Below are 26,255 nucleotides of genomic sequence, written 5' to 3' on the forward strand. Positions count from 1 at the left end.
GCCTCTTTTCAGGAGCGACCCCATGCAGAATTCCATCCTGCGTCACCATGTCCTGGCTTCCGCCCTCGCGGCGGCCCTGCTTGCCGGCATTCCCGCGTCCGCCCAGCAGATCGTGGCCGACGGGGACGATCAGACGCCCCCCGAAGGCGACTATCACACCACCGAGCCGGTACTGCCGGGCGACCCCTCCGGGCACGCCTTCTACGCCATCAACGGTGGCCGCATCCTGCCCACGGGACCGGTGAACCTTTCTACGATTGGACGTGCAGCGCATGCGGCGAACGCCGAAGGGACCGGCAGCGTTATCAGGCTGGATGGCGGAATGGTAACTACCGCCGGTGTATCCGCTGCCGGCGCATCGGTTGCTGCAGGTGCCCATCTGCAGGCCACCGACGTTGTGATCGAGACAACCGGCAACAGCGCACACGGTGTGCAGGTGCAGGATGCCGATGCCGTGTTGAGGAACGTGCAGGTCCGCAGCAGCGGAGGGGACGCCCTGCGGCTGACCGGCGGCAGCCTGCAGATGCAGGGTGGCCAGCTGCAGGTGAGCCGCTCAGGTACGTCCGGCCTGTACGCGAACGCGGGTACTGCAACGCTCGATGCCGTCCACATCGACATCCTGGACGATGCGAGGGATGGCGTGCTGGTCACCGGAACGGCTGATGTGGTGCTGCAGAACTCGAGCATCAGCCGCGTGGGGCATTCAGGAGTCGCCGCGACAGCGCACCGTGGCGCAACGCTGGCAATGCACCAGGTGGACGTCCACCTTCAGGGGCAATCGGCTACAGGGGTGGCGCTGGGCGGGACCGTCTATCTCTCTGATAGCCGGATCGTGGTGCAGGGTGCGAACAGCCGTGCAGTGGATCAGTCCGGTGGTGCGCTTACCGTGCAGAGCAGTGAGCTGTCCGGGGACTCGGGACTGAGCCTCATGGAAAATGGCGTAACCGTCCTGCGCGACAGCAGCGTCCGCAGCGAGCGGATTGCCCTGGATATAAATGGGCGGGGCAACGCAGTGACGGTGGAGCGGAGCACGCTTGCAACCTCTGACGGCACCGCCATCTGGATGCCCAACGACTCCTTGTTGGTGCTGCGCGATTCGTCAGTGGCGGCGCGGGGCGATCGTGCACTCGGTCTGGACGTGCGAGGTGGACACGCACAGGTTGTTGGCACGCGTCTTTCCACCAATGGCAGTTCGGCCCATGGCGTGTATGCGCAGGGCGACATGGGGCGCCGACCGCAGATTGACGCCGCAGACATCCAGGTGTTGACCGAAGGTGACGGATCCGCTGCAGCGATCGCGCGCACCGGCGGCACGGTCACGTTGACCGACAGTCGTCTACAGACCCTGGGCCTATCCTCCCATGGTGTCATCGCCGGTGGCGCTGGCCAGATGGTGTTGACCAACACCCAGGTGCGAACAGAAGGTGATGGCGCGTGGGCGGCGGTGATCAATGACAACGGTCGGATGAGCATCGACGGCGGCTCGCTGGTCAGCGCGCAGCATGGCGGTGTGTGGCTGCGCAGCAGTCGTGATCCGGGCCTGACCTTGTCCAACGGCGCTCTGGTATCCGGCGGCAACGGCATCGCGCTGGCGTTGGATGCGGCGGTGGCCGGGCGTTTCGACGTGCTGCTGGAAGGGCGCTCGCAGATGGTGGGTGACATCGTCATCACCCCGGAAGACGAGGATGCGGGATTGCCGCCGCAGTCGGACGTGCATGTGCGCCTGGCGGATGGGTCGCTGTGGCGGGGTTCGTCGAATCTGGTGCAGACGATGGCAATTGAAAGCGGCAGCCAGTGGACGTTGACCGGTGACGCCAGCGTGGGCGAACTGCGGGTGCTCAACAGCCGCGTGGCGCTGTCCGATGGCAGTGGCCGCTTCAATACGCTCACCGTGGACGGTGACCTGCACAGCGAGGGCGCGACGTTGCTGTTCCAGGGCGCATTGGGTGGCGATGACAGCGGCATGGATCGCCTGCACGTACGCGGTGATACCTCCGGTGATGCGCTGGTGGCGGTGAAGAACATCGGTGGCGTGGGCGCCCCTACGGTGGATGGCATCCCGTTGATCGAGGTCGAGGGTGCATCACTGGCGAGCTACGCGCTGGTGGGCCGCGCGGTGGGGGGATCGTACGAGTACTTCCTGTTCCAGGGCGGGCTGGCCGATCCCACCGATGGCAACTGGTATCTGCGCTCGCAGTGGTTTGATCGCTGTGCGGATGATCCGGCGGCCCCTGGCTGCGCGGTCAATCCGGGGCCGGATCCGGACCCGGGTGAAGGTGACGAAGGCGGCCCGCTTGATCCGGGCAATCCGGTCACGCCGCCGCCGGTACTACGCCCGGAAGCCGGTGCGTACCTGGCCAACCAGTCGGCAGCCATCAACATGTTTGCCCATCGCCTGCAGGAGCGCAGCGGTGCAATGTCGAGGGGTGACGGCCGCAGCGCCTGGGCGCGCGTGGGCCGCAGCAATGCCGACTTCAGTGCTGTTGGCGGTCAGCTGTCGGTGGACGGCACTACCTCGGTGTTGCAGATCGGCAGCGACCTGCTCCGCCGCGGCAATGCCGCGTTCGGCGTGATGCTCGGCAGTGGTCGCACCGATAGCAGCGTGGTGTCCGGGCTGACCGGTTACAGCGCCAAGGGGCGGGTGCGCGGTAGCGCGTTGGGTGTGTACGGTACCCGGTTGCAGGAGGACGACGGCACGCGAGGCGCGTACGTGGACGCAGCTCTTCAGTACGGCCGCTTCGACAGCCGCGTGCAGGGCATCGGCCTGGAGCCGGAGCACTACGACTCGCGCATGGCCAGTGCGTCGCTGGAGACCGGCTACACCTTCAACGCGTGGCAGGGCACCACCAGCGCGTTGTATGTGCAGCCGCAGCTGCAGCTGTCGTATGTCGATTTCCGCGCCGACCGCCATGTGGAAGCCAACGGCACGGTGATCGACCACGCCGATGCCGGCGGCCTGAGCGGACGCATCGGTGTGCGTGTGTTCGGTCACGGCACTGTGGCTGGTAACACCGTGCAGCCCTACATGGGCGTGAACTGGCTGCGCGGCAGTGGCACGAGTACGTTGCAGTTCAACGGTGACACGCTGGGTGCGGACGTGCCGCGCAACCGTTATGAGGTACAGGCCGGTGCTGAGTTGAAGCTGGGCCAGCGCTGGGGCGCGTGGGGTGGCGTGAGCGTGCAGCGCGGTGACCACGGCTTCCGCAACATGGGTGGCCAGCTGGGCCTGCGCATGGCTTGGTAAGCGGGCGTGCAGCGGGGTCGGATCCCATTGCCACGGCAATGGGCTCTGACCCCTGGCTGCTGCTGTAGAGCCGAGCCTGCGCTCGGCTCATCGCGATCTGAACGAAGAGCAGCCGAGCATGGCTCGGCTCTACAACTGCGACGAGCAGGGACCGGACCTGAACGATGTCTATGTCTGTCGCGATTGTCCATTGAATGACTGCGCAAGCGCTGGCGATGCTGCCGGATTGCCTGCTGCCGGTCGCCCGCATGTCCCCTTCCGAACGCTCCCACAACGCCGCCATCGATGGCCTGCGTGCCTTGGCGGTGCTGGCGGTCATCCTCTTCCACACCAACGCCACCTGGCTGCCCGGTGGCTTCACCGGCGTTGACCTGTTCTTCGTGGTGTCCGGCTTCGTGATCAGCCAGTCGCTGGCCTCGCGCACCCATGCGTCACTGGGCGCGCTGCTGCTCGACTTCTATCGCCGCCGCGTGCTGCGCCTGTTGCCGGCGTTGCTGGTGATGCTGATGGCCACCTTCGTGCTGTCGGCGTTGTTCATTCCCCGCGCGTGGCGCAATGAACAGTTCGACCAGACTGGCTGGGCCGCGCTGGTCGGCTTCAGCAACATCGTGCTGGCTGGCCAGCAGGACGACTACTTCTCGCCCGGCGCGGAACTCAACCCGTTCCTGCACACCTGGACGCTGGGCGTGGAGGAACAGTTCTATCTGGTCTTCCCGCTGCTGTTCTTCGTGTGGCTGCGTGGGCGTGAGCGCTGGCCGTGGTCGCGTTGGCTGTTGCCGGTGCTCACCGTGCTGTCGTTGGCGTGGGCTGGCTGGCAGGCGCAGGCAGCACCGGCGGCAGCGTTCTATCTGCTGCCGGCGCGGTTCTGGGAGCTGGCTGCGGGCGCGCTGCTGTACCAATGGATGCGTACGCGCGTGCCCGGCCAGCGGGGTGACGCGGTTGCAGGCGCCGGTCTGGCGTTGCTGGTTTCAGGCGTGGTGATCGCACCTCAGCTGGCGATGCCGGTGCCGGGTGTATTGGCCACCGTGGCCGGCACGTTGATGTTGCTGGCGAGCGTGTCGGCGCCGGGTACATCACGCATTGGCCGCGCATTGGGGTGCACGCCGTTGGCGTATCTGGGCCGGCTGTCCTATTCGCTGTATCTGTGGCACTGGCCGTTGCTGGTGCTGCTGCGCTGGACCTACGGCCTGCACGGCGCCGCGCTGTGGCTGTATCCGGTGCTGCTGCTGGCGGTATCCGCTGCGTCGTATCACTTCATCGAACGCCCGCTGCGCAGTGCGGCGCCGCTGCTGCGCCTGGCGCCGGCCAAGGTGCTGGCGATGGCGTTGCCGGTGGTGGCGCTGTGCGGTGCGGGTGCGTGGGCTACGGTGGAATACCACGAGCAGGTCTCGCTCAGCGTCACCGGTGATGGCTATGCATGGCAGGCGCGTCGCTACCCGGCGTGGCGCCCGCTGGAGCCGGTGAGTGCACCGGCATTGGAGGGGCGGCGCCTGTTCGTGGTGGGCGATTCGCACGCGGCGGCCTACCGCACGCTGACCAGCATGGTGGCGCGGCAGACCGGCATGGCGGTGCACCAGCAGGATCGCGGCGGCTGCAGCTTCGTCAACCTGCTGCGGGCCAGCCCGGCCGATTGCCAGGGCTTCATCGAAGAGGCGCTGTCGACCATCGAGCGCGAGGCGCGCCCGGGTGACATCGTGCTGCTGGCGGCATTGCGCATGCCGGAGCTGCGTGGGTTCGATTGGCAGCAGCAGGACGCACAGCAGATCTATCAGCAACTACTGGCCGAGCGTACGCCGGCCCATGCGCAGGCGGCACGCGATGAGGCTGATCGTGTTCTTGGGCGTTTGCAGAAGCTGGGCGTGCACGTGGTTGTGGATGCACCGCTGCCGTTGTTCAAGGCGGGTGCGTACCGCTGTTCGGATTGGTTCAACCGCCGCAATCCAGCGTGTGCCGGCGGCCTGAGCATGCCGCGTGCGGATCTGGAAATGCTGCGCGTGCCGCAGATGGCACTGCTGACTGATCTGGCGGCACGCTACCCGTCACTGACCGTGTGGGATCCGCTGCCGCTGCTGTGCGGGCCGCAGACCTGTTCTGCGGTGGAAGACGGTGAACCGCTGTTCTTCGACAACGATCACCTGAGCGGGTATGGCAACCGCGTGCTGTTGCCCAGCTTCCGGCAGACCTTGATAGATATCGCGAGCGACAGGCCGGTGTAGAGCCGAGCCCATGCTCGGCTGCTCTGCGTTCCGCAGGCAGGAAGCCCGCGCTGCGCGCGGTGAGCCGAGCATGGCTCGGCTCTACAGGTAGGCGCGCGCCTATGCCGGCGGCAGCACCTTGCCCGGGTTGAGGATGCCGTCCGGGTCCAGTGCGGCCTTGATCGCGCGCATCGTCGCCAGCGTAGCCGGTGTAAACGCCTGCGCCATGAAATCGCGCTTGGCCAGGCCAATGCCGTGTTCGCCGGACAACGTGCCACCCAGCGCCAGCGTCAGCTCGAAGATCTTCGGCAGCGCGGCATGCGCGCGTGCGTTCTCGTCGGCATCGTCCGGATGGTAGAGGATGTTGACGTGCAGGTTGCCATTGCCAGCATGGCCGAAGGTGACGATGGTCAGCGTGTAGTCGCGTGCCAGCGCCTGCACGCCGGCCACCAGGTCTGGAATGCGCGACACCGGCACCACCACGTCTTCATTGATCTTGCCTGGCGCCACACTGCGCAGCGCAGGCGACAGTGCCTTGCGCGCCGCCCACAGCTGGTCGCGTGCACGGCCTTCCATCGCTACGTCCAGCTCGATCATGCCGTCGCCTTCGGCGGCGCTGGCCAGTGCCTGCAGCAGGTAGGGCAGGGTGTCGTGGTCACCATCGGCTTCGACCAGCAGCATCGCGCCTGCCTCCGGCACGTCGGCACCATTCAGCCGCAGCAGCTCCAGGCTGCGTGCGTCCATGAACTCCAGGCGGGTCGGCACCACCGGCTGCGACATCAATCGCGATACCGCCGCAGCGGCGGCATCGGCATCGCGGTACAGCACGCGCAGGCCGGCCTGGCTGACCGGCAGCGGGGTCAGTTTCAAGGTAGCTTCCACGATCAGTGCCAGCGTGCCTTCGCTGCCCACCAGCAGATGCGTGAGGTCATAGCCGGTGGCGTCCTTGGTGTAGGCGCCACCGCAGCGGATCACGTCTCCGGTGCCGGTCACCGCCACCAGGCCCAGCACGTTGTCGCGGCTGGTGCCGTACTTCACCGCGCGTGGGCCACCGGCATTGCAGGCAAGGTTGCCGCCGATGCTGCAGATCTCGGCGCTGGAAGGGTCCGGTGCCCAGAACAGGCCATGCGGGGCCAGCGCCTGCTGCAGGGTGCCATTGAGCACACCCGGCTGCACGACCGCGCAACGATCACCGGCGCGGATCTCGACGATGCGGTCCATGCGGGTGAACGACAGCACGATGCTGCCCGGTTGTGGGACGGCGGCACCGGTAGTGCCGGTACCGGCACCGCGCGCGACCAGTGCTACGCCGTGTGCGCGGCAGGCACGCACCAATGCCTGCACCTGTTCGATGTCGGCTGGCAGCGCCACCGCCGCCGGACGCTGGCGGCGCCATGAGTTGTCCTGCGCGTTGGCCTCCAGCGCGCTGTCATCCATGCGCCAGCCCTCCGCGCCCAGCAGGGCGGACAGTTCGGCAACCAGGGGGGCGGGCAGGGCAGGACTCATGACGGATCTCGTGGGGCAGCAGGAGCGGGTTGGATCAGTTTCCAGGCGACGACGGCTGTGGCCAGCGGCAGCCACACCCAGCGCAGTTCAGAGAGCAGGGTGGCCAGGCCGCGCGCGCTGAAGAACTGCGGCGCGAACGGTGAAACGCGGATGGGTCGCCACGGTGCGAAGAAGCGGTGTTCGCTCCACGGCCAGGCCAGGGCGACGCCGAGGCCGCCGGAGGTCATCGCATCGAGCAGTGGATGGCTGGCGGCACAGACGAAGACGAACACCGCCGCTTGTACGGTCGATGCCACCGTTGGCCGCGCCCTGGTAGGTGCCAACCTTGGTTGGCACGAAACCGCCGACCAAGGTCGGCGGCTACCAAGGAACGCCAACACCGCGGCCACCGCCGCCAGCACGCACGCAAACAGCAACGAATGGCTGGCACCGCGATGGCCGAAGGCATCGGCGTAGGGAATGTGCAGGGCAAAGGCCAGCACATCGGCATCGGGCAGCATCGCCGCGATCACGCCGGCCACGAGCAGGCGCGGCCGGATGCGGCCACGATCAGCGGCGCACCACAGCGCCAGCGGTACAGCGGCATGGGTGATGATCGAAGGCATCAGTCACGCACCGTGGTAGTGCCGGCCAAGCTGCGCTCTGGTAGGTGCCAACCTTGGTTGGCACAGAAGCGCCGACCAAGGTCGGCCACTACCAGAGCGGACGGAAACCATCAGCAGTCATCCAGCCGGAATGCATCCCGCAGCCAGTGCAGCTGCGGTGGTTCGCCACTGGCTTCGACCACGTCGAAGCGGCAGGGCGCATCGGCCAGCGCAGGATTGTCCTGCAGGTATAACAATGCGGCATGCGCCAGGCGCCGGCATTTGCGCGCATCCACCGAGGCGGCGCCGCCACCGAAATCGGAGCGCGCGCGATAGCGCACTTCCACGAACACCACGGTGCCGGCATCGTCCATCACCAGGTCCAGTTCACCGCCGCGATAACGCACGTTGCGCGCGCGCGGCTGCAGCCCGGCCTGTTGCAGATGCTGCTCGGCGGCGGCTTCCACCGCCGAGCCGCGTTGGCTGCGCTCAGCGACCACCGACGATCGGCATCGGCCGGCCGCCATTGAAGGTCGACCATGCCGGCTGGCGCAGGATATTGCCGTTGCTGTCCAGGAACAGGGTGCCGGTGGCACCGTCCAGGCCGCCTTCGTTGGACAGCTTGTCCAGATAGGCGGTGATCTTCCAGGCGTCGGCGCCGAAGGCGAACAGGCGGCCGGCCGCACCGCGTGCGCTCGGCAGGGTGCTGGCCACCTGGCTGGCCGACGGCAGGCCGGATACGCTGCGCACGTTCCAGGCTTCGTTCGGGTAGACGATGCCGTCCAGCGCCACGTCTTCTTCCACCTTGCCGCTGCCGACGGTCAGCTGTGAGGTGCCGACGCGGGTGGCGCCACCGGCACCGGCCAGCGCCAGCTGCGGTGCGAGCAGGCGGGCCTGCGGCGCACGCACGGCGAGGAACACCGCATCGACCTGGCCGGCATTGCGCACCTGCGCGCCGACATCGCCCACGGCATCGCTGACGTTGAAGGTGGCCACCACCTGGCCACCGCGCTGTGCGAAGCGCTGCGCGAAGGCGGCGGCGGAACGGCGGCCGGTGTCGTCGTTGCTGCTGATCACCAGTGCACGGTTGCGTTCGCGGCCACGCAGGTATTCGGCGGCGACGATGCCGTCGTCTTCCGGCGCCAGCGAGAAACCGGCGCTGCCGGCCGGCGGTGCGTCCTTGCCGCGGTTCAGGGCCAGCACCGGCACCTGCAGCTGCTGGCGGCCGTACACGGCGTCCACTTCGTCGCGGCCCAGCGGCCCCACCACGAAGTCGGCACCGGAGGCGACGGCCTTGTCGTAGGCGGCGAGGGCACCGGCCGGGGTGCCGGCGGTGTCGAAGAAATTGATGTCCGGGCGGCGACGGCTTTCACCGTAGTAGGCACTCAACAGGCCATCGCGCACCGGCTGTGCGGCGGTGGCCAGGCGGCCGCTGAGCGGCAGCAGCACGGCCAGCTTGGCCGGCGGCCGGTAGCCGTCGCTCATCGCCGGCGGGCGCTTGCTGGTATCGAACTGGGCCGCGCCATCGCGGTCGAACGGGCGCGGCAGCGGCAGGCCGCGCGCGATCAGCGCACGACCGGCGAAGTTGTACAGCGGGTCGTTGGCCGGCAGCGCGGCGGCACGGCTGCGCAGGGTGGCGTCGTCGAGGGTGCCGAGCAGGCCGGCAATGGCGGCCTGGTTCTCGCTGCGCGCGCTGCCGGTCAGGCCGGCATGGGCGCGGGCACGCTCGGTGGCGGCGCCGAAGGCATCGCCGGTGCCCTGCAGGGCCTGGGCGCGGGCCAGCAGCCAGCGGGTGCGCAGGCCGACCGCAACGCTGTCGGCATGATCTTTCAGCAGGGCCAGCGCCTGCGCCGGCTGCTTGTCGGCCAGGGCCAGCTCGGCACCGGTCAGCTGGTAGCGCTGCAGGCTGGCGCCGGACAGCTGGCGTGCGGTGAGCTGGCCCAGCAGGCTGCGCGCGCGGGCACTGTCGCCGGCCAGGTGCCAGGCCCAGGCCGCGTCGGCCAGTGCGTTGCTGCGGGCGCCGCCGCGCAGGGTGGCGGCCAGGCCTTCCAGCTGCAGTGCGGCGTCGCGCGGCTTGCCCTGTTCGATCAGCGCCAGCGCCTGGCTCTGGGCCGGCGAATCGGGCGTGCTGGTCAGGCTGGTGGTGGCACAACCGGCCAGCAGCATCAGCGACAACGACAGGGCGGAGATCCGTGCGGCGGGCTTGTTCATGATCGGGTCCATGCGATGAGGGCAGCGGCCTTGGCCGGGTACACGCTACGATTCTACCCTTGCCCCGTGAGTACCGCTGAAATGAGTGTTCCAACCCTGTACGTCGTCGCCACCCCGATCGGCAACCTGGCCGATCTGAGCCCGCGCGCGCAGGAGGTGCTGCGTTCGGTGGCGGCCATCTGTGCCGAGGACACCCGCCGCAGCGGCCAGCTGCTGTCCCATTTCGGCATCCAGCAACCACTGGTGGCCCTGCACGAACACAATGAAGAGGCCCTGGCGCAGCGCCTGGTCTCGCGCCTGCAGGCCGGCGAGTCGCTGGCGCTGGTCAGCGATGCGGGCACCCCGCTGGTCAGCGATCCCGGTTTCCGGCTGGTGCGTGCCGCGCGCGCGGCGGGCATCAAGGTCAGCCCGATTCCCGGTGCCTGCGCCGCCATCGCCGCGCTGAGCGTGGCCGGCCTGCCCAGCGACCGTTTCAGTTTCGAGGGTTTCCTGCCGGCCAAGGCCAGCGGCCGCCGCGACCGGCTGCAGACGCTGGCTGGCGAAGTGCGCACGATGGTGTTCTACGAATCCTCGCACCGCATTGCCGAGTCGCTGGCCGATATGGCGGCGATCTTCGGGGGCGAACGCCCGGCGGTGCTGGCCCGCGAGCTGACCAAGCTGTTCGAGACCGTGCTCGATGGCGACCTGGCCGGCTTGCTGGCCAAGGTCGAGGCCGACGACAACCAGCGCAAGGGCGAGTTCGTGGTGATGGTGCAGGGCGCGGGTGATGACGAAGAAGCGCAGCTGGCGCATGGCCGCCGCGTGTACGCCAAACTGAGCGAGCACCTGCCGCCGTCGACCGCCGCCAAGCTGGCCGCTGAGTTGACCGGCGCGCCGCGCAAGGCGTTGTACGGCAGTTGATGGATCGTGCGGACCCAGGTCCGCACCCACCAAAGCGGAATCCGCACCCACCAGAGCAGCGGAACCGGTAGATCCACGCCATGCGTGGATGGATGAACCGGATGCCGCGATCAGCACGGCAGGAAAAGCGTGCGTACGCTAGAATACGCGCTGGCGGAGCCGGCCAGGCAGTCGCGTCATCCCTTCGGGGGTGCCGAGGAAAGTCCGGGCTCCATAGGGCAAGGTGCCAGGTAACGCCTGGGCGGCGCAAGCCGACGGAAAGTGCAACAGAAAGATACCGCCTACGTCTTCTTCGGAAGGCCGGTAAGGGTGAAATGGTGCGGTAAGAGCGCACCGCGAGTCTGGCAACAGACCGGCACGGCAAACCCCACCTGGAGCAAGACCAAATAGGGATCCTTTGGCGCGGCCCGCGTTGGATCCGGGTAGGTTGCTTGAGCGTTGCGGTGACGTAACGCCTAGAGGAATGACTGTCCACGACAGAACCCGGCTTATCGGCCGGCTCCGCCTCCTTCTTCTTCCACGCATGGCGTGGATCTACCGTGATTGCGGGGTCGGATCCCTTTCCGGAGGAAAGGGATCCGACCCCATGCCTCGGTCAGCCCGGCGTACGGTACTGCCCGGCGGAGATGAACTGCGAGAAGCGCTCGCACCACACCACCACGGTGGTGTAGTCGTCCACGTCCACGTTCGCGGGAACCTCGACCAGGAAGCGGTTGAAGGTCTTCACCTCGCCGATGCGTTGGGCCTGCGCCTTGATCTTCAGGAAGTCGGCCTTGTTGTCGACGAAATCGCGGACCAGGTAGACCTTGTAGTCCGGGCCCGGTCCCATCTTGCCGTCGAAGGCGACCTGGGTGGCGCTGACGCTGACCTTGCCTTCGGCCCAGTGCACCGCGTCGCTGCCTTTGAGGTCGCGGCGGAAGGTGGTGCGGTAGGTGGCGTCTTTCATGGCGGCCTGCACCTGCACGACCGGCGGGTCATCGGGGGCGATCAGAATGGGCAGGAGGTAGACGCCCAGGCCGAAGCCAAGGCCGAGGGTGAGCAGGTGGGTGGCGAGCAGGATGAGGATGCGGCGCATGGGGCCTCCTTGGGGGTTGCGGTCGATCGCGCGGCGCGGTGCCGGGCGCCACCACCCTGGGAGGTCAGGGGCGACATTTATAGACACAGTGCCGAATACGAAAAGGGCACAGTGCGCGGGCTGAGAGGCCGGAGCCCCTGTGGCGCGGGCGGATCGCGGTCACGGTTGGAAGCTGAATGACGTTTCGAACCCGTTGCGATGACGACTGCCGTCGCGTGGATCGCGACAACGCGATGCCCGGTAGTGCCGGCCTCTGGCCGGCTGCTTCATGGCGCATCCGAAGATCCAGAGGTTGCCGGCCAGCGGCCGGCACTACCCCGCTGGCAAGAGAATCCGGCCAGCGGCCGGCACAACCCGGTCAGAAAATGACGTGGCTCTGTCCGCTGGGTGCGCCCTGCGGGCCAAAACGGCGTTCGTGGATCTCGCCGTGGCCGTCGGCGTCGATCAGCAGCACGGTGCTGGCGCGGGTGCCGTAGTCGTCGCCGCGGATGAAGGCCGGGCTCAGCCAGCGCTCGCGTTCCAGGCCGATGCCGGTGTCGGGCAGGTCACTGTCGGCAGGGCGGTGTTCGTCGGCCAGCGCGGCCCAGAGCGGGGCCAGATCCGGGGTCAGATCCCTTTCGCGCTGCGAAAGGGATCTGACCCCGTCTTCTTCCAGCCATGCCGACAGCGCCGCCATCAGCCGCCGGGTCTTCGGCCAGGGCGCGTCCAGCGCGCCGTTGGACATGCCGTGCACGCCCGGGCCGAGGGTCTGCCGTTCGGCGGGATGGTTGCCCAGGTACTCCAGGCTGTCGCTATCGGCCAGCAACAGATTGAACGGGGCATAGGCGCCAGCCACGGTCGCCAAGCGGTCGATATGCACGGCGGCAGGGTCGCGGCCGCGCAGGAAGTCGGCCACCAGCGCACCCCGCGACGGGCCGGTCTGGGCAGCGAGCGGGTCGCGGACATTGGTGACCACCGCCATCCGGCCCGAGGCGCCGACGCCGGCCCAGCCACCGCCGGAGCGCAGGTCGCGCCCCCCGATGACGGACGTCTCATCCTGCCAGGGGGCCAGCGCCGCCGTCGGGCGGGCGTGGAACTCATCACGGTTGCCGGTCATCACCAGCCGCCAGCGCGGGTGGTGCATCCAGCCAAGAGCGAGCAGGCACATGGCTTCATTGTGCACGGTTTGCGCAGTCTGGCGCCGTTTCCGGCCCGTTCCGGATGAATGCGCGGCCGATGTTTCACGCCCCGTCCACGCCCCTGAACTTCCGTTCAATCTCAAAAATTGAGACGGATCAGCAACTTGTGGATAAGCCTTGAACAATTCTCTAAAGGTTGTTGCAAGCCATTGATGCGGCTGGCGATTTCCCTGCTGAAAAGTTGTTGACAACCCTCGGCCCGCTGCTAAGGTGGGCATCAGAGGGAAATCCGGGTGTTTTGTGGGTTTTCGTGGTTCAATGTTTCACCGGGCGAAGGACAAGGTGCAGGCGTCGTGTTCCAGGGCGAGACGGCCATCACAGTTGACGACAAAGGGCGCATGGCGGTTCCCACCGCTTACCGCGACCTCGTCGCGCGCGCCAGCAACAACCGTCTCGTGCTGACCTACAACCCGTTCGAAGCCGGCTGCCTGTGGCTGTACGCAGAGTCGGAATGGGAGCGGGTCCGCGACGATGTGATGTCCAAGCCCAACACCCAGCGCGTCGTGCGCCTGTTGCAGCAGAAGCTGGTCGGCTCGGCCGCCCATCTGGAGCTGGACGGCAACGGTCGCATCAGCATCCCCGCCAGCCACCGCGGTGCGGTGGGCATTGAGAAGAAGGCGGTATTGCTCGGTATGGGCGACAAGTTCGAATTGTGGAGCGAGCAGGCGCATCGGGCCCTGATCCAGCAGACGTTGTCTGACGAGGATCTGGGTGATGGGTTGCTCGACCTGAAGTTGTGAGCCGGGGTGCCCGGATGCGCCCAGAAGCGCAGGCCGGTCACCTTCCGGTGTCGCAGTCGCCGGCGGTGCACCTGCCGGTCCTGTACACCCAGGTCCTTGAAGGCCTGAGGGTGATCGAAAACGGACGTTATCTGGATGGCACGTTCGGTCGTGGCGGTCATGCACGTGGCGTGCTTACCCAGCTCGGTCCCGAGGGGCGCCTGCTGGTCATGGACAAGGATCCGGAAGCCATCGCCGTTGCCGAGCGCGATTTCGCGCCGGACCCGCGCGTGTCCATCTTCCGTGGCAGCTTCGCCCAGCTGCTGCAGTGGGATGCGACGGCCGAAGGCCTGGACGGCGTGCTGTTCGACCTGGGCGTGTCGTCGCCGCAGCTGGATGTGGCCGAACGTGGCTTCAGCTTCGGCAAGGACGGCCCGCTGGACATGCGCATGGATCCGGACAGCGGTGAAAGCGCCGCGCAGTGGATCAACCGCGTCGAAGACCGCGAGATTGCCGACGTGCTGTGGACCTATGGCGAAGAGCGCCAGAGCCGGCGCATCGCCCGCGCCATCGTGGCCCGCCGCGAGAAGCAGCCGTTCACGCGTACCGCCGAACTGGCCGAGCTGATTGCCTCGGTGATGCCGCGCGGCAAGGACAAGATCCACCCGGCCACGCGCAGCTTCCAGGCCATCCGCATCCATATCAACCGCGAGCTGGCCGATCTGGAAGCCGGTCTCGATGCGGCGGTGGAACGGCTCAAGCCCGGTGGCCGGCTGGCGGTGATCAGCTTCCACTCGCTGGAAGACCGCATCGTCAAGCAGTACATGAACCGCCTGGCCAAGGCGCCGCCGGCCAACCGCCGCCTGCCCGAGGCCGTTGCGTTCGTGCCGACGCTGGACCTGATCGGGGGCGCCATCAAGGCCACCGACGAGGAGCTGGCCGCCAATCCGCGTGCCCGCAGCGCCGTGCTGCGCGTGGCACAGAAACGGGAGGCCGATGCATGAGCCGGCTGCTGCTGATCATCCTGCTGGCCTGCACCGTGGCCTCGGCGATCGGCGTCGTGTTCGTGCGTCACCGTCATCGGCAGACGTTCATCGAACTGTCGCGTGCCGAGCGCACGCGCGATGACATCAACCTCGAATTCGGCCGCCTGCAGCTGGAGCAGGCGACCCTGGCCGAAGCCAACCGCGTGGACCGCATTGCCCGCGAGAAGCTGGGCATGAAGTTCCCTGAGGCCGGTGACATCGTCGTGGTGCGCCCATGAGCAAGACCGGCCGCAACCGCCCGCGCAACGCCTTCAACCTGCGCCAGCGCCTGCGCTGGGTCGCGCTGGCGCTTGGCCTGTGCTCGGTGTCGCTGGTGGGGCGTGCGGCCTACGTGCAGATCATCAATAGCGATTTCTACCAGCGCCAGGGCGAGGCCCGTTACCTGCGCGAGCTGCCGATCAAGACCTCGCGCGGCATGATCACCGACCGCAACGGCGAACCGCTGGCGGTGTCCACGCCGGTTGCCTCGATCTGGGTCAACCCGCAGGACCTGCTGCGTTCGCCCGAGCGCATCCCGGAGCTGGCCCAGGCGGTCGGCATGTCGGTGGATGAGCTGAGCAGCCGCCTGTCGCAGAAGTCGGACAAGGAATTCATGTACCTGCGCCGCCGGATCAATCCGGACGAGGCAGAGAAGGTGGTTGCGCTGAAGATCCCGGGTGTGGCCGCGCAGCGCGAGTTCCGCCGCTTCTACCCGCAGGGTGAGGCGATGGCGCACGTGCTGGGCTTCACCAACATCGACGACCGCGGCCAGGAAGGCCTGGAACTGGCGTTCGACGAATGGCTGCGCGGCAAGGCCGGCGCCAAGCGGGTGATCCGCAACCGCAAGGGCGAGACGGTCGAGAGCGATCTGCTGCGCGCCGCCGAGCCGGGCAAGGACCTGACCCTCAGCATTGACCGCCGCATCCAGTACCTGGCCTTCAAGGAACTGCGCAACGCGCTGGTGGCCAACAAGGCGGCCGGCGGTTCGATGGTGATCATGGACGTGACCACTGGCGAGATCCTGGCCATGGTCAACCTGCCGACCTACAACCCGAATTCGCTGACCGGCGCGATCCCCGATACGCGCCGCAACCGCGCGGTGACCGACCTGGTCGAGCCGGGCTCGACGATGAAGCCGCTGACCATCGCCACCGCGCTGCAGGCCGGTGCGGTGACCAAGGACACCATCATCGACACCAACCCGGGCTACATGACCCTGGGCCGCTTCACCATCCGCGACGTGCCGCGCAACAACGGTGTGCTGAACGTGACCGGCGTGATCACCCGCAGCTCGAACGTGGGTGCAGCCAAGGTCGCGGCGAAGATGCCGGACCAGACCTTCTATGACGGCGTGCGCCGCTTCGGCTATGGCTCGGCGCCGCACAGCGGTTTCCCGGGTGAATCGGCCGGTGTGGTGATGCGCCCGGCGCGCTGGTCGGGCACCACCAAGACCACCATGTCCTACGGCTACGGCCTGTCGGTCACGCCGCTGCAGATCGCCACCGCGTACTCGGCGCTGGCCAACGGCGGCCGCCTGATCGCGCCGACCTTCGTCAAGGGCCAGCGCAACGAAGGCCAGCAGATCATCGACGAGAACGTTGCCCGGCAGGTGGTGGCGATGATGGAAACGGTGGTCACCCAGGGCGGCGCCAAGCAGGCGGCGGTGCTGGGTTACCGCGTGGCCGGCAAGACCGGCACCGCGCGCAAGGCCGGCCCGGGCGGTTATGAGCGCGGCCATTACAACGCGCTGTTTGCTGGCGTGGTGCCGGCCACCAACCCGCGTTTCGCCACCGTCATCGTCATCAACGACCCGCAGGCCGGCAAGTTCTACGGCGGCCTGGTGTCGGCGCCGGTCTACCACAACGTGATGGAAGGCACCCTGCGCCTGATGGACGTGCCGCTGGATGACCTGCAGTCGTGGCTGGCCGCACAGCAGTCGGGCAAGGTCGGCCATTCGGCGTCGATCCTGCCGGCGCCGCCGGCCGAAGCCGCGCTGCCGGTCGATGCCGCCGCTGAATTCGATGCTGCGCTGCCGAGCGCGCAAGCCCAGACGCCGCCCGCTACGGGAGGCACGCAATGAGTCCTTCGATGTTGCTTTCGCAGTTGCTTCCGGACGTGGCCCTGGCAGGGCACGACCCCGTTCTGACCGGCCTGGTGCTGGACAGCCGTGCCGTGCGCCCCGGCAATGCCTTCGTCGCCATCGCCGGTTTCGGCGCGCATGGCCTGGGCTTTGTCGAGCAGGCCCGAGCCGCCGGTGCCAGCGCCATCCTGTTCGAACCGCCGGCACCCGCCGAGCTGCCGGCACCGGGCGATGCGATCGCCGTGCCGGGCCTGCGCGCACGCATGGGTGCGATGGCCGACCAGTTCCATGGCGCACCGTCGCGGGCGATGGCGATGGTGGGCGTGACCGGCACCAACGGCAAGACCTCCACCGTGCAGCTGCTGGCCCAGGCCTGGCACCTGCTCGGAACGCCCAGTGGCAGTATCGGCACGTTGGGCGCCGGACTTTATGGCGCGGTCGAACCGACCGGCTTCACCACGCCGCTGGTGCTGCAGATGCATGCGCTGCTGGCGCAGCTGCGCGACGCCGGCGCACGCGCGGTGGCAATGGAAGTCAGCTCGCATGCGCTGGACCAGGGCCGCGTGGATGCCGTGCACTACGACGTGGCGGTGTTCACCAACCTCACCCGCGACCATCTGGACTACCACGGCGACATGGCCAGCTACGGCGCGGCCAAGGCGCGGCTGTTCCATCGCCCGGGCCTGAAGGCCGCGGTGATCAATCTTGACGACGCCTTCGGTCGCCAGCTGTTCGCTGGCCTGCCGGCCGGCGTGCAGCCGATCGGCCTGAGCTCGCGCGGTGCCAGCGACGCCAGCGTGCGCGCCGAGGCGCTGCAGCTGGACGGCCGTGGCATCGCCTTCGAACTGGTCATCGACGGCCAGCGTGCGGCGGTGCAGTCGCCGCTGCTGGGCCGCTTCAACGTGGACAACCTGCTGGCCGTGGCCGGCACCCTGCACGCGCAGGGCCAGCCGCTGCCGCGCATCGCCGACGTGCTGTCGGCGCTGCAGCCGATCCGTGGCCGCATGAACCGCCTGGGCGGCGAAGACGGCCTGCCGACCGTGGTGGTCGACTACGCGCATACCCCGGACGCGCTGGAACAGGCGCTGGACAGCCTGCATGGCCACCTGCACGGTGCGCTGTTCTGCGTGTTCGGCTGCGGTGGCGAGCGCGATACCGGCAAGCGCCCGCAGATGGCGGCGATCGCCGAGCGCCTGGCCAACCAGGTCATCGTCACCGACGACAACCCGCGTGGCGAAGATGGCGACGTGATCGTCGCCGACATCCTGGCCGGCTTCCAGAATGCCGATGCCGTGACCGTGCAGCGCAGCCGCGCGCGCGCGATCGGCCTGGCGGTGAAGCGTGCCGGTGCCGGCGACATCATCCTGATCGCCGGCAAGGGTCACGAGCCGTACCAGGAAGTGAATGGCGTGCGCCATGACTTCGACGACACCGAAGTGGCGGCGGCGGCGTTGGCTGCCAAGGCTGGCGTGTTGGCCGCGCAGGCCGGGGAGGGCATCGCATGAAGCGCACCCTGCTTTCGCTGATCGCACACTGGGCCGGCGGCGAGATCCATGGCGACGACGTGGCCATCGATGCGGTCAGCAATGACACCCGCAACCTGGGTCCGGGCAGCCTGTATGTGGCGCTGCGTGGCGAGCGTTTCGATGGCCATGACTTCGCTGCCGACGCGCAGGCGCGCGGTGCCAGTGCGCTGCTGGTCGAGCGCCTGCTGCCGATCGAACTGCCGCAGGTGCTGGTGGCCGACAGCGAACTGGCGCTGGCGAAGATCGCCACCGGCATGCAGCGCGACCGCGAGACCGAGGTGTTCGCGATCACCGGCAGCAACGGCAAGACCAGCGTGAAGAGCCTGCTGCTGTCGATCCTGCAGCAGGTGGCCCAGCACGCGCACAAGGTGGTCTACGCCAACCCGGGCAACCGCAACAACGAGATCGGCCTGCCGCTGGCGGTGATCGATGCCCCGGAAGATGCCGACTACGCCGTCTACGAGATGGGCGCCGGCAAGCCGGGTGACATCGCCTACCTGACCGACATCGCCCGCCCGCGCTATGCGCTGGTCAACAACATCGCCCCCGCCCACCTGGAGCGGATGGGCAGCCTGCTCGGCGTGGCGGTGACCAAGGGCGCGATCTATGCCGCGCTGCCGGCCGATGGCGTGGCGGTGATCAATGCCGACGATGCCTATGGCCGCTGGTTCGAACAGCATTTCATCAGCACCCCGGCGCGCTGCCGCGTGCTGCGTTATGGCCTGGAACACTCGGCGGACGTGACTGCGCGCGACATCCGCGCCGGTGCGCAGGGCAGCCAGTTCACCCTGGTCGCACCGACCGGCGAAGCCCGCGTGGTGCTGGGCCTGCCGGGTCGCCACAACGTCAGCAACGCGCTGGCTGCTGCCAGCCTGGCGCTGGCCGCCGGTATCGATCTGGCGCTGATTGCCACTGGCCTGGCCGAAGCGCAGCCGGTGCCGGGTCGCCAGATCGCCCATCAGCTGCGCAACGGCGCGGTGCTGGTCGACGACAGCTACAACGCCAACCCGGGCTCGCTGGCAGCCGCCATCGATGCCCTGGCCGCCGCGCCGGAAGAGGGCTGGCTGGTGCTGGGCGACATGCGTGAGCTGGGCCCGGATGCCGAGGCGCTGCATGCGCAGGCCGGCCTGCGCGCACGCGCTGCTGGCCTGAAGCGCCTGTATGCGCTGGGTCCGCTCAGCGCCGCTGCTGCTGCCACCTTCGGCGACGGCGGCCGTCATTTCGCTACCCATGACGCGCTGTCGCAGGCGCTGAAGGACGAGCTGCACGCCGGCGTGCGCTGCCTGGTCAAGGGGTCCCGTGGCAGCGCCATGGACACGATTGTCAAAGCGCTGCTGGCGCAAGGAGAGGAATCCCCGCATGTTGTATGAACTGGCTCGATGGTTGCAGCAGTTGGAGAGCCTGTTCGGGCTGTTCAACTACCAGACGTTCCGCGCCATCCTTGCCGCGCTGACGGCCCTGTTCCTGTCGCTGTGGCTCGGCCCGGCGATGATCCGCAAGCTTGCCCAGTTCAAGGGCGGCCAGCCGATCCGCAAGGACGGTCCGCAGACCCATTTCTCCAAGGCCGGCACGCCGACCATGGGCGGTTCGCTGATCCTGCTCACCATCACCCTGTCGGTGCTGATGTGGGCCGACCTGCGCAACCGCTACGTGTGGCTGGTGCTGGCGGTGATGCTGTGCTTCGGCGCCATCGGCTGGTATGACGACTGGATCAAGATCGTCCGCCGTGATCCGAACGGCCTGAAGTCGCGCTGGAAGTACCTGCTGCAGTCGATCTTCGGCCTGGCCGCGGGCCTGTTCCTGTTCTACACGGCCGACGTGCCGGCAGCGCTGACCTTCTACATCCCGATGTTCAAGTCGATCGCCTTGCCGCTGGCCGGCATCGGCTTCGTGGCCATCGCCTACTTCTGGATCGTCGGCTTCTCCAACGCGGTGAACCTGACCGACGGCCTGGACGGCCTGGCGATCATGCCGACCGTGCTGGTGGCCTGCGCGCTGGGTGTGTTCGCCTATGCCTCGGGCAACGTGGTGTTCGCCAACTACCTGCAGATCCCGCAGATCCCGGGCGCCGGCGAGCTGGTCATCATCTGCGCGGCCATCGCCGGTGCGGGCCTGGGCTTCCTGTGGTTCAACACCTATCCGGCCATGGTCTTCATGGGCGACATCGGCGCGCTGGCGCTCGGCGCGGTGCTGGGCACGATCGCGGTGATCACCCGCCAGGAGCTGGTGCTGGTGATCATGGGCGGCGTGTTCGTCATCGAAACGCTGTCGGTGATGATCCAGGTCGCTTCGTTCAAGCTGACCGGCAAGCGCGTGTTCCGCATGGCGCCGATCCACCACCATTTCGAACTGAAGGGCTGGCCGGAGCCGCGCGTGATCGTGCGCTTCTGGATCATCTCCGTCGTGCTCGTGCTGATCGGCCTGGCCACGTTGAAGGTGCGCTGAGATGAACGACCTGTCCCGCCAGGCAACACGCCTTGAAGCCATCGAAGGCAGCTACGACAAGTGGCTGCTGGGCGCGATCATCGCGCTCACCGGTGTCGGCGTGGTGATGGTGGCGTCCAGCTCGATCGCACTGATGAGCAGCCCGTTCTACTACCTCAATCGCCACCTGATCTTCCTGGCGGTGGGCATCGTGCTGGCGGTCATTGCCGCCCGCACCGAGCTGAAGTCGATCGAGCAGTACAACCAGATGCTGCTGCTGGGCTGCTTCGTGCTGCTGCTGGCGGTGTTCACGCCAGGCCTGGGCAGCACGGTCAACGGTGCGCGCCGCTGGATCAACCTGGGCATCTCCAAGTTCCAGACGGTCGAGGCGGTGAAGGTGCTGTACATCGTCTGGCTGTCCAGCTACCTGGTGCGCTTCCGCGACGAGGTCAATGCGACCTGGCCGGCGATGCTCAAGCCGCTGGGCGTGGCCGGTGCGCTGGTGGTGCTGCTGCTGCTGCAGCCGGACTTCGGTTCCTCGACCCTGCTGCTGGCGATCACCGCCGGCATGCTGGTGCTGGGCGGGGTGAACATGCCGCGCATGTCGATGCCGGTGATCATCGGCCTGGTCGGGATGAGCGCGCTGGCGATCATCGAGCCGTACCGCATGCGCCGCATCACCTCCTTCCTGGACCCGTGGGCCGACCAGCAGGGTGACGGCTACCAGCTGTCCAACGCGCTTATGGCGGTCGGCCGTGGCGAATGGACCGGCGTCGGCCTGGGCAATTCCGTGCAGAAGCTCTACTACCTGCCCGAAGCGCACACCGACTTCATCTTCTCGGTCACCGCCGAGGAATTCGGCTTCCTGGGTACCTGCGTGATCGTGGCGCTGTACGCACTGCTGGTTGGCCGCACCTTCTGGCTGGGCATGCGCTGCGTGGAAATGAAGCGCCACTTCTCCGGCTACATCGCCTTCGGCATCGGCCTGTGGATCAGCATGCAGACCTTCGTTTCGATCGGCGTGAACCTGGGCATCCTGCCGACCAAGGGCCTGACCCTGCCGCTGATCTCCTCCGGCGGTTCGTCGGTGCTGATGACCTGCGTGGCGATGGGCCTGCTGCTGCGCGTGTCGTATGAACTCAAGCGCGCCGAGCGCCGCCAGGCCGTGCGCATCGGTGGCGCCGAAGACGCCGCTGCCGAGCCGATGGACGAGCCCACCGCACCGGTGGCCGCCAGCGTGCCGATGAGTGCCGAGCCGGTCGCATCCGCGTCCGCTGCGGCGAACGCCGCACGTGGCACCAGCCGCCTGCAGTCGCGCATCGAACCCACCTTCGGGAGGCTGTCATGAGTGCAGCCACCGAGAGTGGGCGTCCGGTGATGATCCTGGCTGGTGGTACCGGCGGCCACATCTTCCCCGGCCTGGCCGTGGCCCGCGTGCTGCGCGAGCGCGGCGTGCCGGTGACCTGGATGGGCGCCGACGGTGCGATGGAAACCCGCCTGGTGCCGCAGCACGACATCGCCATCGACACGCTGGCCATCACCGGCCTGCGCGGCAAGGGCAAGCTGGCCCTGCTGGCGGCGCCGTGGCGGCTGATGCGCGCGCTGCGCGCGGCCGGGCTGATCATCCGCCAGCGCCAGCCGCGCGCGGTGGTCGCCTTCGGTGGCTTCGCCTCCGGCCCCGGTGGCATGGCCACGCGCCTGCATGGCCTGCCGCTGATCGTGCATGAGCAGAACCGTGCACCGGGCCTGACCAACCGCATCCTGTCGCGCTATGCGCGCCGCCTGCTGAGCGGTTTCCCGGGCACCTTCGCCCAGCGCGAGGAATTCGTCGGCAACCCGGTGCGTGCGGAAATCGCTGCCATCGCACCGCCGGAACAGCGCTTCGCCGGCCGCCAGGGCCCGCTGCGCGTGCTGGTGGTCGGTGGCAGCCAGGGCGCGCGTGCCCTCAATACCGGCGTGCCGCAGGCGATTGCCGCGCTGGGGGCCGGCGTGCCGGTGCAGGTGCGCCACCAGAGCGGCGAGAAGATGCATGCCGAAGCGGTCGAGGCTTACGCCAAGGCCGGCGTGCAGGCTGAAATCACCCCGTTCATCGCCGACATGGCCGAAGCCTTTGCCTGGGCCGACCTGGTCGTATGCCGCTCCGGCGCATCCACGCTGGCCGAGCTGTGCGCGGTCGGTGTCGGCAGCGTGCTGGTGCCATTCCCCGCCGCCGTCGACGATCACCAGACCCGCAATGCGGAGTACCTGGTCGAGCGCGGCGCGGCGGTTTTGCTGAAGCAGGACGGAACGCTGGCCGACGGCATTGCCGCACTGCTGCGCGATCTGTCCGAAAATCCCGCCCGCCGCATGCAGATGGCGCAAGCCGCGCGTGCCCTGGCCAAGGTCGATGCCGCCGAGCGCATCGCCGATATCATTCTCGAGGAAGCTGTATGAAGAAGGCATGCCACCGCGCCTGCCCTGCGCGAGGCCGCGCATGATCCGTCGCCTGCACGACACCAACGACCTGGTGCGCGCGTTCCCGCGCGTGCATTTCGTCGGCATCGGCGGCACCGGCATGAGCGGTATCGCCGAAGTGATGCTGACGCTGGGCTATGAAGTGTCCGGCTCGGACAACGCCGACAACGTGGCGACCCGCCGCCTGGCCAGCCTGGGTGCGCGCATCATGCGTGGCCACTCCGCGGCCAACGTGCTGGGCACCGACTGCGTGGTGGTCTCCAGTGCCATCCGCGAAGACAACCCGGAACTGATGGAAGCGCGCAGCCAGCGCATTCCGATCATGCCGCGTGCGGCGATGCTGGCCGAGCTGATGCGCTTCCGCCGCGGCATCGCCGTGGCCGGTACCCATGGCAAGACCACCACCACCAGCCTGACCGCTGCGGTGCTGAGCGAAGGTGGCCTGGACCCGACGTTCGTGATCGGTGGCCAGCTGCTGGCCGCCGGTGCCAACGCCAAGCTGGGTGGCGGGCAGTGGCTGGTGGCCGAGGCCGATGAAAGCGATGGCAGCTTCCTGCGCCTGAATCCGCTGATGTCGATCATCACCAACATTGATGCGGATCATCTGGAGAACTACGGCAACGACTTCGCCCGCGTGCAGGCGGCGTTCGCCGAATTCCTGCAGCGCCTGCCGTTCTACGGCCTGGCGGTGCTGTGCATCGACGATCCGGAAGTGGCGGCACTGGCTGCCAAGACCCCGCGCCACGTGATGAGCTACGGCATGAGCCCGCAGGCCGACGTGCGCGCCGAGAACGTGGTGCAGGAAGGTTCGCGCATGCGCTTCACCCTGCGCCTGCCGCAGGGCACCAGCCAGGAAGTGGTGCTGGCGCTGCCGGGCAAGCACAACGTACTCAACGCGCTGGCCGCCGCTGCGGTGGGCTGGCAGCTGGGCGTGGCACCGGACGCGATCGCACGCGCGCTGGAAGGCTTCGCCGGTGTCGGCCGTCGCTTCAACGATCTGGGCGAGGTGACCACCGCCAGCGGTGCCAAGGTCCGCATCATCGACGACTATGGCCATCACCCGAGCGAGCTGGAGGCGGTGTTCGCCGCCGCCCGTGGTGGCTGGGCCGACAAGCGCCTGGTGGTGGCCTTCCAGCCGCACCGCTACAGCCGTACCCGCGACCAGTTCGACAAGTTCGCCGCAGTGCTGTCCAGCGTCGATGCGCTGGTGCTGAGCGAGGTCTACCCGGCCGGTGAAGAACCGATTGCCGGCGCCGACTCGCACGCGCTGGCCCGTGCCATCCGTGCGCGCGGCCGCAGCGAGCCGGTGGTGGTGGGCAAGGCCGCCGAGCTGGCCAGCGTGCTGCCGGACGTGCTGCAGGACGGTGACCTGCTGCTGATGATGGGCGCCGGCGACATCGGTGCGGTGGCCACCCATATCGCGGTGGACGGTTTCAAGGGGGAGGGCCAGGCGTGAGCACGCTGACCTTCCCGCCGCTGCGCGTGACCGACCCGGCCGGGTTCGGCCGCGTCGCCGTGCTGCTGGGCGGCAGTTCCAGCGAACGCGAGGTGTCGCTGGACTCGGGCCGCAACGTGCTCGAAGCCCTGCAGTCGCGTGGCGTCGATGCGTTCGCGGTGGATGGCATTCCGGCACTGGCCACGGCGCTCGCCGCCGGTGGCATCGACCGCGTGTTCAACATCCTGCACGGCCACAACGGTGGCGGTGAGGACGGCATCGTGCAGGGCCTGATGGACGCCTTCGGCGTGCCGTACACCGGCTCGAACGTGCTGGGCTCGGCGCTGAGCATGGACAAGATCCGCACCAAGCAGGTGTGGTTGTCGCTGGGCCTGCCGACCCCGCAGTACCGCAAGGTCACTGCCGAGGACGTGCACGCCAATGCCGCCGAACTCGGCCTGCCGGTGGTGGTGAAGCCGGCCAACGAAGGCTCCAGCGTGGGCATCAGCCGGGTCACCGATGACGCCGGCCTGGATGAAGCAGTGGCCCTGGCCGCGCGCTACGACGGCCAGCTGCTGATGGAGCAGATGGTGGTCGGCGACGAACTGACCGTGGCCATCCTCGGCGACGTCGCACTGCCGTCGATCCGCATCGTGCCCAAGGGCCAGTGGTACGACTACAACGCCAAGTACATCGCCGAGGACACCCAGTACCTGTGCCCGGGCCTGGACGGTGACGACGAAGAAGAGATCCGCCGCATCGCGCTGGCCGCGTTCCGTGCTGCTGGCTGCCGTGGCTGGGGCCGCGTGGACGTGATGCGTGATCGTGCCAGCGGCCGTTTCTTCCTGCTGGAAGTGAACACCGCGCCGGGCATGACCAGCCATTCACTGGTGCCCAAGGCGGCCCGCCAGGCCGGCATCGGTTTCGAGGAACTGGTGTGGCGCGTGCTGGAACAGACCCTGGAGGCCTCGCACGCATGAACGCGGTGCTGCGCATCTTCGTCTGGCTGTTGGCGCTGTCGGTGGTTGCACTGCCGGTGGTGGCCGTGGTCAATGGCTGGGTCGGCGCCGAGCGCTGGCCGCTGGCGAAGCTGCGCGTGCATGGTGAGTTCAAGCGGGTGCCGGCCGAACAGCTGCAGCAGGTGCTGCTGCCTTATGCGCGCGCCGGTTTCTTCGCGGTCAAGCTGCAGGATGCGCAGGACGCCCTGGAAAAGCTGCCGTGGGTGGAAAGCGCACAGGTCCGCAAGCAGTGGCCGGATGTGCTGGAAGTGACCCTGGTCGAGCACAAGCCGTTCGCACGCTGGGGCACCGACCGCCTGGTGTCCGAGCAGGGCAAGCTGTTCCCCACGCCGAAGAAACTGTCCGACCTGGCATTGCCCGAACTGGATGGCCCGGACAGCCAGACCGAAGAAGTGATGAAGCTGTACAGCGACTCGCGTGCATTGTTCGCACCGGCCGGCGTCGATGTGCGCCGGGTGACGATGGATGCACGCGGCAGCTGGTCGCTGGTGCTGAGCAACGGCACCGAAGTGGTGGTCGGCCGTGACGACGCGCGCTCGCGCATGCAGCGCTTCGTCAAGGTACTGCCGCAGCTCAATCGTCAGGACGCGCCGATCGAGCGCGCCGACCTCCGTTACACCAATGGTTTCACGCTGAGCTGGGGTACCCCGGCCACGCCGGCGAAAACGCCGGCGACCCCG

At 68.0% G+C, this 26,255-nt stretch carries 20 protein-coding genes, 1 other RNA gene and 1 pseudogene; 16 read left to right on the forward strand and 6 right to left on the reverse strand.

Annotated features, from left to right (window positions below; translation table 11 throughout):
• Window positions 1-22 precede the first annotated feature (22 nt).
• Entirely contained in the window at window positions 23-3,244 is a 3,222-nt protein-coding gene (locus AB1281_RS23365) for an autotransporter outer membrane beta-barrel domain-containing protein (RefSeq protein ID WP_430347178.1), read from the forward strand.
• 194 nt (window positions 3,245-3,438) lie between these two features.
• Window positions 3,439-5,460, forward strand: coding sequence for an acyltransferase family protein (locus tag AB1281_RS23370; RefSeq protein WP_430347179.1), 2,022 nt, complete (start codon window positions 3,439-3,441; stop codon window positions 5,458-5,460).
• A gap of 99 nt (window positions 5,461-5,559) precedes the next feature.
• Here AB1281_RS23370 and AB1281_RS23375 read toward each other — a convergent pair whose 3' ends face one another.
• The 4 genes from AB1281_RS23375 to AB1281_RS23390 all read right to left on the reverse strand — a co-directional run bounded on the left by AB1281_RS23375 (window position 5,560) and on the right by AB1281_RS23390 (window position 9,740).
• A complete protein-coding gene (locus AB1281_RS23375; RefSeq protein WP_430347180.1) occupies window positions 5,560-6,945 on the reverse strand; it encodes an FAD-binding oxidoreductase in 1,386 nt (461 codons plus the stop codon).
• A complete protein-coding gene (locus tag AB1281_RS23380) occupies window positions 6,942-7,550 on the reverse strand; it encodes a metal-dependent hydrolase (protein ID WP_430347181.1) in 609 nt (202 codons plus the stop codon). The genes AB1281_RS23375 and AB1281_RS23380 overlap by 4 nt, the downstream gene beginning before the upstream one ends.
• A gap of 110 nt (window positions 7,551-7,660) precedes the next feature.
• Window positions 7,661-8,029 carry a YraN family protein gene (locus tag AB1281_RS23385; protein ID WP_430347182.1) on the reverse strand — a complete coding sequence of 123 codons (369 nt, stop codon included), beginning with the start codon at window positions 8,027-8,029 and terminating at the stop codon, window positions 7,661-7,663.
• Window positions 8,019-9,740, reverse strand: coding sequence for a penicillin-binding protein activator (locus AB1281_RS23390; protein ID WP_430347183.1), 1,722 nt, complete (start codon window positions 9,738-9,740; stop codon window positions 8,019-8,021). The genes AB1281_RS23385 and AB1281_RS23390 overlap by 11 nt, the downstream gene beginning before the upstream one ends.
• A gap of 81 nt (window positions 9,741-9,821) precedes the next feature.
• On the opposite strand from AB1281_RS23390, the gene rsmI reads away from it, so the two are divergent.
• Window positions 9,822-10,640, forward strand: coding sequence for a 16S rRNA (cytidine(1402)-2'-O)-methyltransferase (rsmI, locus tag AB1281_RS23395; protein ID WP_075675371.1), 819 nt, complete (start codon window positions 9,822-9,824; stop codon window positions 10,638-10,640).
• Window positions 10,641-10,795: 155 nt separating this feature from the next.
• An RNA gene (gene rnpB, locus AB1281_RS23400) (RNase P RNA component class A) lies at window positions 10,796-11,147 on the forward strand.
• 88 nt (window positions 11,148-11,235) lie between these two features.
• Here rnpB and AB1281_RS23405 read toward each other — a convergent pair.
• Window positions 11,236-11,715, reverse strand: coding sequence for a DM13 domain-containing protein (locus AB1281_RS23405; protein WP_014035977.1), 480 nt, complete (start codon window positions 11,713-11,715; stop codon window positions 11,236-11,238).
• 358 nt (window positions 11,716-12,073) lie between these two features.
• Window positions 12,074-12,862 carry an NRDE family protein gene (locus AB1281_RS23410; protein WP_075675369.1) on the reverse strand — a complete coding sequence of 263 codons (789 nt, stop codon included), beginning with the start codon at window positions 12,860-12,862 and terminating at the stop codon, window positions 12,074-12,076.
• 324 nt (window positions 12,863-13,186) lie between these two features.
• Between AB1281_RS23410 and mraZ the strand changes: the two genes are divergently transcribed.
• The 12 genes and pseudogenes from mraZ to AB1281_RS23470 form a co-directional block, all read left to right on the forward strand.
• On the forward strand, window positions 13,187-13,633 hold the full coding sequence (gene mraZ / locus AB1281_RS23415; protein WP_004143635.1) for a division/cell wall cluster transcriptional repressor MraZ: 447 nt from the start codon (window positions 13,187-13,189) through the stop codon (window positions 13,631-13,633).
• 14 nt (window positions 13,634-13,647) lie between these two features.
• On the forward strand, window positions 13,648-14,616 hold the full coding sequence (gene rsmH / locus AB1281_RS23420) for a 16S rRNA (cytosine(1402)-N(4))-methyltransferase RsmH (RefSeq protein ID WP_075675368.1): 969 nt from the start codon (window positions 13,648-13,650) through the stop codon (window positions 14,614-14,616).
• Window positions 14,613-14,876, forward strand: a complete 264-nt coding sequence (gene ftsL, locus AB1281_RS23425) for a cell division protein FtsL (protein WP_014035980.1) — start codon at window positions 14,613-14,615, stop codon at window positions 14,874-14,876. Before rsmH ends, ftsL begins: the two co-directional genes overlap by 4 nt.
• Window positions 14,873-16,717, forward strand: a complete 1,845-nt coding sequence (locus AB1281_RS23430) for a peptidoglycan D,D-transpeptidase FtsI family protein (RefSeq protein ID WP_014035981.1) — start codon at window positions 14,873-14,875, stop codon at window positions 16,715-16,717. Before ftsL ends, AB1281_RS23430 begins: the two co-directional genes overlap by 4 nt.
• Window positions 16,714-18,222, forward strand: coding sequence for a UDP-N-acetylmuramoyl-L-alanyl-D-glutamate--2,6-diaminopimelate ligase (locus AB1281_RS23435; protein WP_197587084.1), 1,509 nt, complete (start codon window positions 16,714-16,716; stop codon window positions 18,220-18,222). The genes AB1281_RS23430 and AB1281_RS23435 overlap by 4 nt, the downstream gene beginning before the upstream one ends.
• On the forward strand, window positions 18,219-19,613 hold the full coding sequence (locus AB1281_RS23440) for a UDP-N-acetylmuramoyl-tripeptide--D-alanyl-D-alanine ligase (protein WP_075675365.1): 1,395 nt from the start codon (window positions 18,219-18,221) through the stop codon (window positions 19,611-19,613). The genes AB1281_RS23435 and AB1281_RS23440 overlap by 4 nt, the downstream gene beginning before the upstream one ends.
• Window positions 19,603-20,688: a phospho-N-acetylmuramoyl-pentapeptide-transferase gene (gene mraY, locus AB1281_RS23445; RefSeq protein ID WP_010481929.1), complete on the forward strand. Its 1,086-nt coding sequence runs from the start codon at window positions 19,603-19,605 to the stop codon at window positions 20,686-20,688. Before AB1281_RS23440 ends, mraY begins: the two co-directional genes overlap by 11 nt.
• Before the next feature lies 1 nt (window position 20,689).
• Entirely contained in the window at window positions 20,690-22,015 is a 1,326-nt protein-coding gene (gene ftsW, locus AB1281_RS23450; protein WP_075675364.1) for a putative lipid II flippase FtsW, read from the forward strand.
• A complete protein-coding gene (gene murG / locus AB1281_RS23455; RefSeq protein WP_430347184.1) occupies window positions 22,012-23,100 on the forward strand; it encodes an undecaprenyldiphospho-muramoylpentapeptide beta-N-acetylglucosaminyltransferase in 1,089 nt (362 codons plus the stop codon). The genes ftsW and murG overlap by 4 nt, the downstream gene beginning before the upstream one ends.
• Window positions 23,101-23,140: 40 nt before the next feature.
• Window positions 23,141-24,577 (forward strand): UDP-N-acetylmuramate--L-alanine ligase, encoded by a 1,437-nt coding sequence (gene murC, locus AB1281_RS23460; RefSeq protein WP_430347185.1) that lies wholly within the window; start codon window positions 23,141-23,143, stop codon window positions 24,575-24,577.
• Window positions 24,574-25,536, forward strand: coding sequence for a D-alanine--D-alanine ligase (locus tag AB1281_RS23465; RefSeq protein ID WP_075675362.1), 963 nt, complete (start codon window positions 24,574-24,576; stop codon window positions 25,534-25,536). Before murC ends, AB1281_RS23465 begins: the two co-directional genes overlap by 4 nt.
• Window positions 25,533-26,210: pseudogene (locus AB1281_RS23470) on the forward strand (cell division protein FtsQ/DivIB); the annotation flags it as partial. The gene AB1281_RS23465 and the pseudogene AB1281_RS23470, both read left to right, overlap by 4 nt.
• Window positions 26,211-26,255 lie beyond the last annotated feature (45 nt).

Source organism: Stenotrophomonas sp. NRRL B-14846 (assembly GCF_050473585.1).
GTDB lineage: Bacteria > Pseudomonadota > Gammaproteobacteria > Xanthomonadales > Xanthomonadaceae > Stenotrophomonas.

Bases quoted from the DNA above. Each gene is read 5' to 3' on its own strand.
- AB1281_RS23365 (WP_430347178.1), top strand. From the start codon at position 23: ATGCAGAATTCCATCCTGCGTCACCATGTCCTGGCTTCCGCCCTCGCG.
- AB1281_RS23370 (WP_430347179.1), top strand. From the start codon at position 3,439: ATGACTGCGCAAGCGCTGGCGATGCTGCCGGATTGCCTGCTGCCGGTC.
- AB1281_RS23375 (WP_430347180.1), bottom strand. From the start codon at position 6,945: ATGAGTCCTGCCCTGCCCGCCCCCCTGGTTGCCGAACTGTCCGCCCTG.
- AB1281_RS23380 (WP_430347181.1), bottom strand. From the start codon at position 7,550: ATGCCTTCGATCATCACCCATGCCGCTGTACCGCTGGCGCTGTGGTGC.
- AB1281_RS23390 (WP_430347183.1), bottom strand. From the start codon at position 9,740: ATGAACAAGCCCGCCGCACGGATCTCCGCCCTGTCGTTGTCGCTGATG.
- rsmI (WP_075675371.1), top strand. From the start codon at position 9,822: ATGAGTGTTCCAACCCTGTACGTCGTCGCCACCCCGATCGGCAACCTG.
- AB1281_RS23405 (WP_014035977.1), bottom strand. From the start codon at position 11,715: ATGCGCCGCATCCTCATCCTGCTCGCCACCCACCTGCTCACCCTCGGC.
- AB1281_RS23410 (WP_075675369.1), bottom strand. From the start codon at position 12,862: ATGTGCCTGCTCGCTCTTGGCTGGATGCACCACCCGCGCTGGCGGCTG.
- rsmH (WP_075675368.1), top strand. From the start codon at position 13,648: ATGCGCCCAGAAGCGCAGGCCGGTCACCTTCCGGTGTCGCAGTCGCCG.
- ftsL (WP_014035980.1), top strand. From the start codon at position 14,613: ATGAGCCGGCTGCTGCTGATCATCCTGCTGGCCTGCACCGTGGCCTCG.
- AB1281_RS23430 (WP_014035981.1), top strand. From the start codon at position 14,873: ATGAGCAAGACCGGCCGCAACCGCCCGCGCAACGCCTTCAACCTGCGC.
- AB1281_RS23435 (WP_197587084.1), top strand. From the start codon at position 16,714: ATGAGTCCTTCGATGTTGCTTTCGCAGTTGCTTCCGGACGTGGCCCTG.
- AB1281_RS23440 (WP_075675365.1), top strand. From the start codon at position 18,219: ATGAAGCGCACCCTGCTTTCGCTGATCGCACACTGGGCCGGCGGCGAG.
- mraY (WP_010481929.1), top strand. From the start codon at position 19,603: ATGTTGTATGAACTGGCTCGATGGTTGCAGCAGTTGGAGAGCCTGTTC.
- ftsW (WP_075675364.1), top strand. From the start codon at position 20,690: ATGAACGACCTGTCCCGCCAGGCAACACGCCTTGAAGCCATCGAAGGC.
- murG (WP_430347184.1), top strand. From the start codon at position 22,012: ATGAGTGCAGCCACCGAGAGTGGGCGTCCGGTGATGATCCTGGCTGGT.
- murC (WP_430347185.1), top strand. From the start codon at position 23,141: ATGATCCGTCGCCTGCACGACACCAACGACCTGGTGCGCGCGTTCCCG.